The 13,118-nt window shown below is 74.5% G+C and carries 10 protein-coding genes; 3 read left to right on the top strand and 7 right to left on the bottom strand.

Annotation, left to right across the window (positions count from 1 at the left end):
- Nucleotides 1-4 precede the first annotated feature (4 nt).
- The gene (locus AB0M18_RS15660; RefSeq protein ID WP_365758039.1) at nucleotides 5-1,759 is read right to left on the bottom strand and encodes an ABC transporter substrate-binding protein; all 1,755 of its coding nucleotides are present in this window, start codon (nucleotides 1,757-1,759) and stop codon (nucleotides 5-7) included.
- 126 nt (nucleotides 1,760-1,885) lie between these two features.
- Between AB0M18_RS15660 and AB0M18_RS15665 the strand changes: the two genes are divergently transcribed.
- The 3 genes from AB0M18_RS15665 (at nucleotide 1,886) to AB0M18_RS15675 (ending at nucleotide 4,933) form a co-directional block, all read left to right on the top strand.
- Nucleotides 1,886-3,244 (top strand): aldehyde dehydrogenase family protein, encoded by a 1,359-nt coding sequence (locus tag AB0M18_RS15665; RefSeq protein WP_365758041.1) that lies wholly within the window; start codon nucleotides 1,886-1,888, stop codon nucleotides 3,242-3,244.
- A 108-nt stretch (nucleotides 3,245-3,352) separates the two neighbouring features.
- Nucleotides 3,353-4,225, top strand: a complete 873-nt coding sequence (locus AB0M18_RS15670; RefSeq protein ID WP_365758043.1) for an NmrA family NAD(P)-binding protein — start codon at nucleotides 3,353-3,355, stop codon at nucleotides 4,223-4,225.
- Between the two features lie 60 nt (nucleotides 4,226-4,285).
- On the top strand, nucleotides 4,286-4,933 hold the full coding sequence (locus tag AB0M18_RS15675; RefSeq protein WP_365758045.1) for an alpha-ketoglutarate-dependent dioxygenase AlkB: 648 nt from the start codon (nucleotides 4,286-4,288) through the stop codon (nucleotides 4,931-4,933).
- 23 nt (nucleotides 4,934-4,956) lie between these two features.
- Here AB0M18_RS15675 and AB0M18_RS15680 read toward each other — a convergent pair whose 3' ends face one another.
- The 6 genes from AB0M18_RS15680 to AB0M18_RS15705 all read right to left on the bottom strand — a co-directional run bounded on the left by AB0M18_RS15680 (nucleotide 4,957) and on the right by AB0M18_RS15705 (nucleotide 13,107).
- The gene (locus AB0M18_RS15680) at nucleotides 4,957-5,382 is read right to left on the bottom strand and encodes a hypothetical protein (RefSeq protein WP_365758047.1); all 426 of its coding nucleotides are present in this window, start codon (nucleotides 5,380-5,382) and stop codon (nucleotides 4,957-4,959) included.
- A gap of 45 nt (nucleotides 5,383-5,427) precedes the next feature.
- A complete protein-coding gene (locus tag AB0M18_RS15685; protein WP_365758049.1) occupies nucleotides 5,428-8,397 on the bottom strand; it encodes an NHLP bacteriocin export ABC transporter permease/ATPase subunit in 2,970 nt (989 codons plus the stop codon).
- A 1-nt stretch (nucleotide 8,398) separates the two neighbouring features.
- A complete protein-coding gene (locus AB0M18_RS15690; protein WP_365758051.1) occupies nucleotides 8,399-10,633 on the bottom strand; it encodes an NHLP family bacteriocin export ABC transporter peptidase/permease/ATPase subunit in 2,235 nt (744 codons plus the stop codon).
- Complete coding sequence (locus tag AB0M18_RS15695; protein ID WP_365758054.1) at nucleotides 10,630-11,400, bottom strand: HlyD family efflux transporter periplasmic adaptor subunit; 771 nt, start codon at nucleotides 11,398-11,400, stop codon at nucleotides 10,630-10,632. Before AB0M18_RS15695 ends, AB0M18_RS15690 begins: the two co-directional genes overlap by 4 nt.
- Nucleotides 11,401-11,529: 129 nt before the next feature.
- Nucleotides 11,530-11,769 carry a hypothetical protein gene (locus AB0M18_RS15700; protein WP_365758056.1) on the bottom strand — a complete coding sequence of 80 codons (240 nt, stop codon included), beginning with the start codon at nucleotides 11,767-11,769 and terminating at the stop codon, nucleotides 11,530-11,532.
- Between the two features lie 354 nt (nucleotides 11,770-12,123).
- On the bottom strand, nucleotides 12,124-13,107 hold the full coding sequence (locus AB0M18_RS15705; protein WP_365758058.1) for a helix-turn-helix transcriptional regulator: 984 nt from the start codon (nucleotides 13,105-13,107) through the stop codon (nucleotides 12,124-12,126).
- Between the last annotated feature and the right edge of the window lie 11 nt (nucleotides 13,108-13,118).

Genomic DNA, 13,118 nt, shown 5'->3' on the forward strand with positions numbered 1-13,118 from the left:
CGGCTCAGCTCCCGCTCTTCGCGGGGTCCTTGAGGCCGATCGTCGCGTAGTCGATCTGCCCGCCGAAGGAGGTGTGGCCGAAGGCGCCCGCGATGTTGGGGCCGACCAGGAGCGGCATGCGCTCGATGACGACGGGTGCGGTCGGGGCCTTGGCGAGGATCTGCCCGTCGAGCTCCTGCCAGGCCTTGTTGGCCTGGGCGGCGTCGGTCATGGCGGCGATCTCGTCCATCCGTCGCATCGTGGGCGGGTCGCGGAAGAGGGAGTGGTTGCCGGAGTTGCCCTTCTCCTTGATGTAGCGGCCGTCGAAGACGAAGGGCAGGAAGGTGGAGCCCGACGGGTAGTCGGGGCACCAGCCGGTGTAGACGAGGTCGGTGCGGTTCCTGGTGTCGCCGATGGTGTCGTAGAAGGCGGAGGGGTCGACGGTCTCGATGACGACCTTGATGCCGGCGCGGCCGAGGGACTGCTGGACGGCCTCGGCGACGCCCTTGTCGCCGGTGGAGACGGTGAGGCGGGTGGTGAGGCCGTCGGCCTTGCCGGCCTCCTTGAGCAGCTGCTTGGCCTTGGTCACGTCGCCGGTGAGCGGGATCTTCAGGGTGTCGGGCTGCTTGCCGCCGGTGAAGAGCGAGCCGGGCATGAGTGCGGTGGCGGGGTCGTTGAGCGCCGGGCCGCCGGAGGCGGTGAGGATCGCCTCCCGGTCGAGGGCGTACTGCACGGCCTGCCGCACGCGCACGTCGTCGAAGGGCGCGCGGCCGGTGTGCATCTGCACCATCTCGGTGCAGTTCTTGGACTCGGCGAGCAGCCGGGCGCGGATGTCGGGCTTGGTGAGCACCTTGGGGGTGGACTCGGGGCGCAGTCCGGCCCACGGGACGGCGGAGGCGTCGGGGCCCGCGCCCGCGACGAGCCGGTCGTCCACCTGGCCGCCCTTGAGGCCCATCGTGACGACGATCCGGTCGGGGTAGGCCTTGCGCACCGGGTCGGTGGCGGCGTCCCAGTGCGGGTTGCGCACCAGGACGAGCCGCTTGTCCCGGGCGTACGACTCGATCTTGTACGGCCCCGAGGAGAACGGGCGGTTGTCGTACTGCGGGCCCTTGTCCTGGGCGGCGGGCACCGGGGCGAAGGTGGGCAGGACCGTGGCGTAGCGGAACTCGGCGAAGGGCTTGCGGAGTTCGAAGACGATCGTGCGGGCGTCGGGGGTCCTGATCGACGCGAGGTGCTTTCCGTCCGCCGGGCCGCGGTAGCCCTCGGCCCCGGCGAGGTAGCGGGCGGCGTAGTCGGGGCCGCCGGGCAGGTCGGGGGAGAAGGACCGCTCGACGTTGTACTTGACGTCCTGGGCGGTGACGGGCGAGCCGTCCTCGTACGTCAGGCCCTGCCTGAGGCGGAAGGTCCAGGTGCGGGCGCCGTTCGAGGAGGTGCCCAGGTCCTCGGCGAGGTCGGGGGCCAACTCGCCTCCCTTGGCGCCGGGTTCGGCCTTGTAGGTGAGCAGGGTGCGGTAGAGCAGGCGGGTGCCGAAGTCCATGTCGCCCATGACCCAGTTGCGGGCCGGGTCGAGGTGGGTGAAGTCCTGGTTGGACAGCACGTTCAGGGTGCCGCCCTTCACCGGGGTGCCGCCGACGACCCGGCCGAGGTTGCCGGTCGCGGGGTTGGCGCCGTCGCGGGGGCCGCCGGCGCGGGGGCCGCCGGTCCCGGAACAGGCGGTGGCGCCGAGCGCGAGGGCCGTCAACAGGCCCGTGGCAAGGGTGATGCGAGCGTGCTTGTCCATCAGGAGTCACTTCCGAGTGGGGAGTCCAAGCAGAAAATGTGACCCGTAAAATAGTAATGTGAAATTGTACTGCGCAAGCCCTTGGACACGACCAAGCCTCCGGGCTCGACAGAGAAGGTGCGCCGCATGACCGTCCTCTCCCGCAATCCCGCGGACCCGTCCGACGTCCTCGTCGAACTCCACGCCTCCGGCGCCTGGTTCACCGCCGAGGCGGTCGAACGGGCCCGCGTCGCCCAGCCCGGCTGGCTGCTCGGCGGAGCCGCCGCCCGTTCCGCCGCCCTCACCGCGGTCGCCGCCGCCGTCGAGGCCGCGAGCGCCGAACTCGCCGCGCTCGCCGTGCGGGAGGTGGGCAAGCCGGTCGCCGAGGCGCGTGCCGAGCTCGCCCGTACCGTCGCCGTCTGGCGCTACTACGCGCAGGCGCCCTACGAGCCGACCGGCGCCGTCCACGAGACCGCCGCCGGCCCCGGACTGCTGCTCACCCGGCGCCGCCCGCACGGCGTGGCCGGCCTCGTCACCCCCTGGAACTTCCCCTTCGCCATCCCCAGCTGGAAGGCCGCCCCCGCCCTCGCCGCCGGGAACGCGGTGGTCCTCAAGCCCGCCCCGGAGGCCACCGCCTGCGCCCTCCGCCTCGCCGAACTGGTCCGAGGAGCCCTGCCCGAGGGCGTGTTCACCGTCGTGCCCGGCGGGGCCGCCGAGGGCGCGGCCCTGGTCTCCGCCGCCGACGCGATCTCCTTCACCGGCTCCACCGGCGTCGGCCGCGAGGTCGTCCGCGCCGCCACCGCCCGGGGCGTCCCGGTCCAGGCCGAGACCGGCGGCCTCAACGCCGCGATCGTGCTCCCCGGTGCCGACGTCGAGCGGGCCGCCGCGCACATCGCCGCCGCCGTCGCCGGATACGCCGGCCAGAAGTGCACCGCCACCAGCCGGGTCATCGCCGTCGGTGCGGCCCTCGACCCGCTGCGCGAGGCGCTCGCCGAGGCCCTGCGGACCCTTCCGGTGGGCGACCCGGCCGAGGAGACCACCGTCTGCGGCCCGCTCATCGGCGAGGCCGCCCGCGGGGCGGTCGCCGACGCCTGGCAGAGCCTCTCCGTGCTCGCCGGCGGCACCGTCCCCGACCGGTCCGGCTGGTACGCGGCGCCCACCCTGGTCGAGAAGGCCCCGCCCGGCCACCCGCTGCTCACCGAGGAGGTCTTCGGCCCGGTCGCCGCCCTGCTGCCCGCCCGCGACCTCGACGAGGCGGTACGGATCGGCAACGGCACCCGCTACGGCCTGGTCACCTCCGTGCACACCGCCGACCTCGCCGCCGCCCTCGACTCCCTCGACCGGCTCGACACCGGCATGATCCGGATCAACGCCCCCACCACCGGCGTCGACTTCCACCTGCCGTTCGGCGGGGCGAAGGCCTCCGGCTCCGGCCCGCGCGAACAGGGCAGGGCCGCCCTCGACTTCTACACCTCCTCCCGGACCTACACCCTCACCCCCGGCTGACCCGGCCCGATTGCACGGGGGAGGGGCGCACGGGCGTGCGCGGGGCGGGCCCACGGGGTCGAATGGGATGCGGGCCCCGGGGCGGGGCCCACGGCGGAAGGGCAGGACATGAGCGAGCTCATCGCGGTGACCGGGGCCACCGGGCGGATCGGCCGGCGCGTGGTGCGCCGGCTGGCCGAGGAGGGTGCGACCGTGCGCGCCCTGGGGCGCGACCCGGAGAAGCTGGCCGCCCTGGCCACCGGCGACACCCGGGCCGCCTCCTACGCCGACGAGGCGGCCCTGCGCACCGCGCTCGACGGCGTGGCCACCCTCTTCCTGGTCTCCGCCCACGAGGCCCCGGGCCGGGTCCGCCTGCACGCCGGAGCGGTGGACGCCGCCGTCGCCGCCGGGGTGCGGCGGATCGTCTACCTCTCGTACCTGAACGCCGCACCCCACGCGACCTTCACCTACGCCCGCGACCATTGGCACACCGAGCAGCACATCCGCTCCACCGGCCTCGCGTTCACCTTCCTGCGCGACAGCACCTACCAGGCCGACCTGGCCGCGATGACCTCGCCCGAGGGCGTGCTGCGCGGACCCGCCGGGGACGGCCGGGTGGGCGCCGTCACCCATGACGACATCGCCGACTCGGCCACCGCGGTGCTGATCGACTCCGGCGGCCGTCACGACGACGCCACCTACGACATGACCGGCCCCGAGGCGCTGAGCTTCGAGGAGATCGCCGCCGCGCTCACCCGGGCCAGTGGGCGCCCGGTCGCCTACGTGCCCGAGACCCGGGAGGAGGCCTACGCCTCGCGTGCGGTCTACGAGGCGCCCGACTGGGAGGTCGAGGGCTGGGTCACCTCGTACGAGGCGGTGGCGGCGGGCGAGATGGCCGACGTCTCCGACGACGTACGGATCCTGACCGGGCACCCGCCGCAGGCCTTCGCCGACTTCCTCGCGACCCACCCGGAGTGCTACCGGCACCTGCTCCCGCGCTGAGACGCACGGCGACCGTCGGGGATTCGCTCATATGTTCGGTTTCTGGTCTAGGCTGGAGCCATGACCACGGCGCGACCCGACATCCCCGGACTCCAGGGCTCCCTCTTCGACCAGGGCGCCGAGATCGGACCCGGACCCCTCACCGGCCTCCGGCGCACCGAGCTGGGTGCCGGCGCCTGGGTCGACCACCTGCCCGGATGGCTGCACGGCGCCGACGCGCTCTTCGAGGAACTGGCCGCCGGCGTGCCCTGGCAGGCCGAGGAGCGCCGGATGTACGAGAACGTGGTCGCCGTCCCGCGCCTCCTCGCCCACTACCGGGAGGGCGCCCCGCTGCCGCACCCCGCGCTCGCCGAGGCCCGCGACGCGCTCGGCGCGCACTACGCCCGCGAGCTGGGGGAGCCCTTCGCCACCGCCGGACTCTGCCTCTACCGCGACGGCCGGGACAGCGTCGCCTGGCACGGCGACCGCACCGGACGGTCCGCCACCCAGGACACGATGGTGGCGATCCTCGCCCTCGGCGACCCGCGTGACCTGGTCTTCCGTCCGCGCGGCGGAGGGCCGGTCGCCCTGCGGCTGCCGTCCGGCCACGGCGACCTGCTCGTCATGGGCGGCTCCTGCCAGCGCACCTGGGAGCACGCCGTACCGAAGACCGCGCGTGCCGTCGGCCCCCGGATCAGCGTCCAGTTCCGGCCGCGCGGAGTGCGCTGAACCCCGCGCCCGGCCGGGCGCGCTCAGTCCTCGCCGAAGCCGCGGTAGGTCCCGTCGCCTTCGTCGGCCGTGTCGGCGAACTCGGCGAAGTCCATGTTGGCGAGCGACAGGTTCGCCGAGACGTCGGGGAACCAGCGCACCGGCACCCGGAAGGTCCGTCCCGGCTCGTAGGCCAGGTCCACCGCGAGCAGCGGGTGCTCCGGATCGGCCAGCGCCGCCGCGTCCGCGAGGAACACGTAGGAGACCCGCTCTCCCTCCGGCGCGGCCGCGTCCCACGCGACCAGATCCGCCACGCGCGCGTCGGCGAACCGCCGTTCGGCCACGCAGGTGGCGTGCGGGTACTCGTCCACGGCGTCGAGCGCGTCGCGGACGGTCTCCCAGAGCCGCTCGTCGGCGAAGTCCGTGCGGAGCACGAGAGAGGTCAGATCGGCGGGTTCGGGAAGCGACATGACCAAGATCCTCTCACTTCGAACGCCCGCGCGGTCCTGGCGACCTCAGGTCAGCTGGCGCCGGACCAGCTCGTGGAAGAGGCCCGTCGGGTCCGCCAGGAGCTCGGCGGGCGAGCCGTGCTGTACGACACGGCCGTCCGCCATGGCGATCACCCGGTCGGCGCCCATCACCGTGGACAGCCGGTGGGCGATCACCACCCGGGTGGTGCGCAGGGCGCGGGTGGACTCGATGACGAGGCGCTGGGCCTCGTTGTCGAGGGCGCTGGTGGCCTCGTCGAGGAAGAGGATCCGGGGCTTGCGGATGAGGGCCTGGGCGATCATCAGCCGCTGGCGCTGGCCGCCGGAGATCGTGCCGCCGCCGTCCGAGAGCATGGTGTGCAGGCCCATCGGCATGGCCTGCACGTCCTCGGCGAGCCCGGCCAGGGTGATGGCCTCCGACACCTCCTCCAGGGTGTACGCCTCCGCCCCGCGCACACAGTCCAGGATCGAGCCGGTCAGCGGGCGGGCGTCCTGCAGCACCACACCGCACTGGCGGCGCACGGCCGCCCGGTCGAGCGCCGCCAGGTCCTGCCCGTCGTAGAGCACACTGCCCTCGGTGGGCCGGTCGAAGCCGATGAGCAGGCGGAGCAGGGTCGACTTGCCGCAGCCGCTGGCGCCCACGATCGCCACGAACTCCCCGGGGCGGACGCTCAGATCGACGCCGTCGAGCACCAGCGGCCCGTCCTCGGTGTAGCGGTACGACACCTGGCGGGCCTCGATCGCCCCGCTCAGCACGCCCGGGCGGACCGTGCCGGCCCGCACCTCGGGCTCCGCCGCCAGGATCGGCTCGACCTGCTCGTACACCGGCAGTACCGCCGCCACCGACAGCAGTGCGCCGGTCAGCTGGGTCACCGAGGAGAGCAGCAGGGTGAGCGCGGTGGAGAAGGTGAGGAAGCCGGCGGCCGACATCGCGCCCCGGGCCGGGCCCGCGAGCAGCGCGAACATCACCAGGGTGCACAGCGGCAGACACACCGCGCCGATCACCGTGACCGTGTTCTGGAGCCGGCCGACCCGCTGCTGGAGCACCCGGGTGCGGGCGAACTCCCGGGCCCAGGCCGCGTAGGCGAAGCTCTCCGCCGCCGCGACCCGCAGCTTGGGCAGTCCGCGCAGGGTCTGGAAGGCCTGGTTGTCGAGCCGGTTGCCCAGCTCGACGAGACGGCGCTGGTAGCGCAGCTGCCACAGCCCGAGACCGAGCAGCACCGCCCCGACCACCAGCAGCATCGCCAGGGCGAGCAGCCCGAGCGGCACGCTGTGCGCGAGCAGCAGCACCAGGTTCACGACGCCGACGGCGGTCGACTGGAGGCACACCGGCGCGATCCCGGACAGCATCCGCCGGATCACCCCGATGCCGAGCGCCGCGTTGGCGAGCTCGCCGGTGGACCGTCCGGCGAAGAAGGTCGCCGGCAGCCGCAGCAGCCGGTCCCACACGGCCGGCTGGAGGGTGGCCTCGACCCGGCCCTCCATCCGCAGCAGCGCCACGTTCTGCAGCAGCATGAACGCGGCCTGGAGCACCGCCGCCGCGCCCAGGGCCACCGCCGTTTGTACGATCAGACCGCTCTCGCCCGCCGGTACGTACTCGCCGAGGATCCGGCCGGTCGCCAGCGGCACCGTCGCCCCGAGCACCACCGACACCAGGCCGCCGAGCAGCAGCGCCCGCAGCTCCCGGCGAGTGCCGCCGGCACTGAAGCGAAGGAGCCGCGGCAGCGTCGGACGGCCTTCCGGCAGCGGCCGGTAGAACATCACCGCGCGCGGCTCGAAGTCCTCCGCGTTGTCCGCGTCGACCCGCTCCCGGCGGGTGCCCGCCCGTTCCACGGCCACATACCCGCCACGCCGCCACAGCAGCGCCACCGCAGACCCGTCGGCCTCCCGCCGGCCGACCAGCGGCCCGCAGTCCTCCCGCCACCAGCGGCCGCGCAGCCCGACCTCGCGCGTGCGGACCCGCGCGGCCAGCGCGATCCGCTCGACCGGATCGAGCCGCTCGCCGTTCGCGCCGGCGCCCGCCGCCACCCCGGCCGCCGACTCCGCGAGCAGCACCCCCGCGTCGGCGGCGACGAGCCGGCACACCGCGAGCGTCGCGTCGACCCCGGCCGCACCGCCCGCCGACCCGCGCCGGCCATCCCGCCCGCCGGGGCGCCCGAGGGCGGCGAGCAGCGTCCGGTCCGCCTCGCTGCCGGCCGCCCGTCCCGCCGCGAGCCCGGCGGCCGTACGGTCCTCCTGGGCGCGCTCGCGCTCCTCGATCCAGTCGTCGAGGGCGTAGAGCAGCCGGTACTGCTGCTCCACCATGCCCTGCCACAGCGCCGCGTCGACGAGGAGCCCGCCGGCCGCGCCCGCCTCGTACGCGGCGCCGTACGCCACGCCGCCCGGCGGCACCTGCATCCACATGACCTCGTCGTCGCCGGCCGTCCGCCCGTCGCCGGGCCGGGCGTCGAGGGGCGCCTCGTACAGGACCCGCAGGCCCCGGCCCACGCCGAGCGCGAAGGCGTCCTCCAGCGGACTCGCGGCCGGGGCCTGCGGGGTTCCGTACGCGTCCCAGCCGTAGCCGTGACTCCCGTACCCGTAACCCTCGTACCCGTGCCACTCGTGTCCATGGCCGTACGTCTCGGGGCCGTACGTCTCGGGGCCGTACGTCTCCGGCCGGTGCAGTTCGCGCAGTTCGATCCGGCGCAGCAGGCACTCCCGGGACGGGCGGCCGACCAGCGTGTGCCGGGGGCCCTCGGCGGGCCCTTGCAGCAGCGCGCCGCTCTCCACCCGGCCGAGGAAGTGCCAGGCCCCGGCCTGCCCGGCGTCCACCGCGAACAGGTCGAGGCTGCCGTGCACGACCAGCCACAGCACCGAGGGCCCCTCCAGGGACAGGCTGCGCAGGCCCGAGCAGTCCAGCGGGGCGCCGAGGCCGCCGAGCGCGGTGAGCACCGGATCGGCCGCCGCCGTGGCGGGGGCGTAGGACGACGGGGTGGCAGGGGTGGCGGGGGTGGTCATCTCAGTGCTCCTTGACCAGTTCGGCGTACGGGCCGCCCGCCGCCACCAGTTCGGCGTGCCGTCCGCGCTCCACGACCGTGCCCCGGTCGAGGACGAGGATCTCGTCGCTGTCGCGCACGGTGCTCAGCCGGTGGGCGATCACCACGCACGCGCAGCCGCGCCGCCGCAGGTTGTCGATGACCTCGCGCTCGGTGACCGCGTCGAGCGCGCTGGTCACCTCGTCGAGGACCAGGACGCCGGGGTCGCGGACCAGCGCCCGGGCCAGTTCGAGCCGCTGGCGCTGCCCGCCGGAGAAGTTCCGGCCGTCCTGCTCGACCCGGCTGTGGATGCCGCCGGGCCGCCGGGACACCACGTCGAGGACGGCGGCGTCGGCGAGCGCGGCGCGCACGGCCTCGTCCGGCACCGACGGGTCCCACAGCGCCACGTTGTCGCGGACCGTGCCCTCGAAGAGGAAGACGTCCTGGTCGACGAAGGCGACCGAGGCGGCGAGCGCACCGCGCGGCACGTCCGCGAGCCGCATCCCGTCGATCCGTACCGTGCCCTCCCACGGCGCGTAGAGCCCGGCGATCAGCCGCGACACGGTGGACTTGCCGCTGCCCGAGCCGCCGACGAGCGCCACCTGCCGGCCCGGACCGACCGCGAGCGAGAAGTCCGCGAGCAGGGGGGTGTCCAGCGGGTTGTAGCCGAAGGTGACGCCGTCGAGCTCGACATGGCCGGTGAGCCGCCGTGCCCCGGCCGCCGGCTCGCGCCGGGTGTGCACGGGGTCGACGGGGAAGTTCTCCACGTCCTTGAGCCGCGCCACGTCCGCGGTGAGGTCCTGGATCCGGCCCGCGACCCCGCCGAGCCGCGCCACCGGCGCGGTGAAGCCCGTCACGAGGGACTGGAAGGCGACCAGCAGACCCACCGTCAGATGTCCCTCCACCGCCCGCAGACCGCCGACCAGCAGGATCAGGGCGCTGTTCAGCGCGGCCAGGGTGGGGGCGACGATCGCCAGCCACGCGCCGGGCACGCCGAGCCGCTGCTGCACGTCGAGGGTGACCGCGTGCTGCCCCGACCAGCGCCGGAAGAAGCCGTCCTCGCCGCCGGTCGCCTTGATCGTCTCGATCGTCTGCAGTCCGCCGTACGAGGTGTTGGTCAGACGCGCGCTCTCGGCACGCAACTTGTGCGCCCCGGTGGCGCGTACGCGCACCGTGACTCGCAGCGCCGCCACGTTGAGCAGCGCCACCCCGACGCCGACCAGGGTCAGCTGGGGGTCGTAGCTCCACAGCAGCGCCGCGTAGAGCAGCACGACGACCGCGTCCACGCCCGCCGCCGACAGGTCGCGGGCCAGCGTCTCGGCGACCTGGTCGTTGGAGCGCAGCCGCTGCACCAGGTCGGCCGGGCTGCGCTGGGCGTAGAAGGCGACGGGCAGGCGCAGCAGGTGCCGCAGGAACCGGGCCCCGCCCAGGGTCGAGGAGACGATCCGCCCGCGCAGCAGATTGCCCTGCTGGAGCGCGGTGAGCACGGCGGTGAGCACCAGCGCGCAGGCCATGGCCGCGAACAGCACGCCGAGCAGCGAGGACTGCCCGCCGATGAGGAAGGTGTCGATGTACGTGCGGCTCAGCGCCGGCACCCACGCGCCGACGGCCACGAGCAGCACGCTCGCCAGGATCGCCGCCGTCATCGTGCCCGAGGTGCCGCGCAGCCGGCCCGACACCCCGCCGAGCACGCCCGGACGCTGCCCGCCGCGCCGGAACCCGGCACCCGGCTCCATGACCAGGACGATGCCGGTGAAGGCGCCGTCGAACTCCTCCATGGGCACGAACCGGCGCCCCTTGGCCGGGTCGTTGACGTACACGCCCGGACGGCCGAAGTGCCGGCCCATGCCCTCGTACACGACATAGTGGTTGAACTCCCAGAACAGCACCGCGGGTCCCCGGACCTCGGCGAGCGCCGCCAGATCCATCTGCATGCCCTTGGCGGTCAGTCCGTAACTCCGCGCCGCCTTGAGGAGGTTGCTGGCGCGCGAGCCGTCGCGGGACACCCCGCAGGCGATCCGCAGCTCTTCGAGCGGCACGAAGCGGCCGTGGTGCCCGAGCACGGTGGCGAGCGCCGCCGCCCCGCACTCCACCGCCTCCATCTGGAGCACGGTGGGGGTACGGACAGGGCGCGGCCGGCGGCCCTTGGGCAGTGCGGCGGCCCGGGCCGGGCGGCGCCGGGCGCGGGCGGAACGGGGGGACTTCTTGCGCGGGTTCACGGGAGGAGCCAGTCGATCGGGCGCTGCGCGGAGAGGTGGACGGCGGCCGTGACCGGAGTGCCGGAGTCGGCGGTCTCGGGACCGGCCGGGGGGCCGGGGAGCCGGACCAGGACCGCGACCGGATTGCCCTGCCGGGTGAAGGCGGCGGCCAGTCCGTCGTCGCCGAGGAAGCCGCCGATCTGGGCGCGCGACTGCGGCGCCCGGCCCACCGCGGTGACCCGGCCGCGCAGCGCGCCGTCACCGCCCTGGCCGGTGGTGCGGACGGTGACGTCGACCGCGGCGCCCGGCCGGATCCCGGCGGCGTCGCCGGCCGGCACGTACAGCACCGCCACCAGCGGCTCGTCGGGGTCCGTGCCGCGCTCGACGGCGGCCACGTCGGCGCCGGCCGTCACGACGGCGCCGGTGCGGGCGTAGAGGACGGCGAGCCGCCCGGCGGCCACGGCCCGCACCTGCCGGTCGCCGTCGGCCGTGCGGACCACGACCAGCGGGTCGCCCGCGGCGACGGTCCGGCCCTCGGCGGCCAGGACCTCGGTCACCTGGCCCGCGACCGGACTCTGCAGCAGATAGCGGCCCTCGGCGCGAGTGAGAATGCCGGAGGCGGGCAGTCTGGACGTCACCGTCCCGGTGAACGCCCAGAATGCGGCGGCCGCCGTCACGAGCACCGTGACGGCGAGCACCAGCCGCCCCTGCGGGCGCGCGAAACGCACCGGCAGATCGAGTTCTTCGGGCGATTGCAGCTTGGAAAGAGCCTTTTGGCGAAACTGCATGGACTATTCCTTCGACTGCCTTCGACCGTATTTCCTCGCCCGTCCCGCAAAGGGGGCGACGGGCGTGCGGCGGGCCGGGCGCCTCGGGGCGGTCGCACCCCGAGGCGCCCGGCCCGCCGTTCAGTCCGCTCAGAGACCGGCGACGCCCGTGTTCACCGAGACGCCGGTGACACCCTGGACCAGGCCGGGGACGCCCTGCACGAGGCCCTCGACGTTCTGCACGGTCTGCAGGTCGCCGACGACGCCGAGCAGGTTGGTGACGTCGCCGCCCACGGCGCCGACGAGACCGCCCTGGATGCTGACGAGGCCGCCGGAGACGGCGTCGAGCTCGGTGTCGGCGATCTCACGGGTCTCGAGGTTGTTACGCATGAAAGCGCACCTTTCATCTGATGGGGGGAATCCACTGCCGCGGCGGGCCAGATCAAAGCACGCGAACGGCTTTGCGAGCCAATTCCGTTGACGCCCCGTCGGCGCCGGAACAGCACCGGGAGAGCCCCCGCGTGCACCCTTTTTCACGGAACACCGACACCTTCTCCGCAGGAACGAGTAACAAAGTCGAGCGCTGCACGGAGGCGGCAGGACGAACCGGGGTGAATTCCGACAGTACGGTCGTCGCCTTGTGCCGGACCGGGAGACGCCGGGGGAGGCACGGTTCAAGTCACGTACACAATGTGCAGGTTCTCGGCAACGGCCGGGGCACGTCCCGGCACCTCCCGGCCGCCCCTACAACCACCCCGCCCGCTGCGCCTGCAGCGCCAGCTGGAAACGGTTCGCGGCGCCCAGGCGGGCCATCAGGATCTGCAGGCGGCGGAAGAGCGTCCGGCGGCTGATGCCCAGCTCGCGGGCGACGACCTCGTCGCTCGCGCCGCCCGCCAGGAGCCGCAGCAGCCGTCGGTCGGCGGGCGGCAGCCCCGCCGGGCGGGCCGTGTCGCCGTGGAGGGGGAGTGCGGCGTTCCAGCACTGCTCGAACAGCGCGACGAGCGCCGAGAGCAGCCCGCAGGGCTGCACCACCAGCATCGAGTTGACGACGTCCGCCTCCCGGATCGACAACGACACCAGTGCGTACGCCTCGTCGATGATCAGCAGCTTCACCGGCACCGAGGGCAGCACCCGCGCCTGCTCGCCCGCCGCGACCGTCGGTTCGATGGCGTCCCGCAGGTGCCCGGGGTGCTCCAGGGACTCTCGCGAGTAGACGACCCGCTGCCGCACCCCGCGCGCGAGCGTGGCGAGGGCGTCCTCGGTGGCGCCGGGCAGCTTCACGTACGGCGGGGACTCGAACTGCCGGATCTGCTCCCGCGCGCTCGCCCAGGCGTGCCGCATCCGCGGCCCGATCGCGTCGCCGGTCACCACCTCCACCAGGTCGTCGTTGTACGCCGCGAGCCGGTGCCGCCGGAACGACTCGAAGGCGCCGCCCACCGCGATCCGCGACTCCTCCAGGGCCGCCGCCCGATGCCGGGCGAGGACCTCCAGGCCCGCCGCCGGCGGCACCGGCGCGACCACCTCCCCGTCGTCCCCCGTGGCGCTGGCCAGCCCCGCCGCCACCAGTTCCCCGTACGCGGCGGCCAGCTCGGCCCCGGCGAGCCCGGCGACCCGCCCGATGTCGCCCAGCGGGGCCGGCGCCGCGTCGAGCAGCGCCGCGTACACCCGCCCGGCGTCCGTCCCGAGGCCGAGCAGTCGCAGGGCCTCACCCAGTCTCGCGTTCGTCATGCCCCCATTCT

It is taken from the genome of Streptomyces sp. NPDC051909, assembly GCF_040681095.1.
GTDB lineage: Bacteria > Actinomycetota > Actinomycetes > Streptomycetales > Streptomycetaceae > Streptomyces.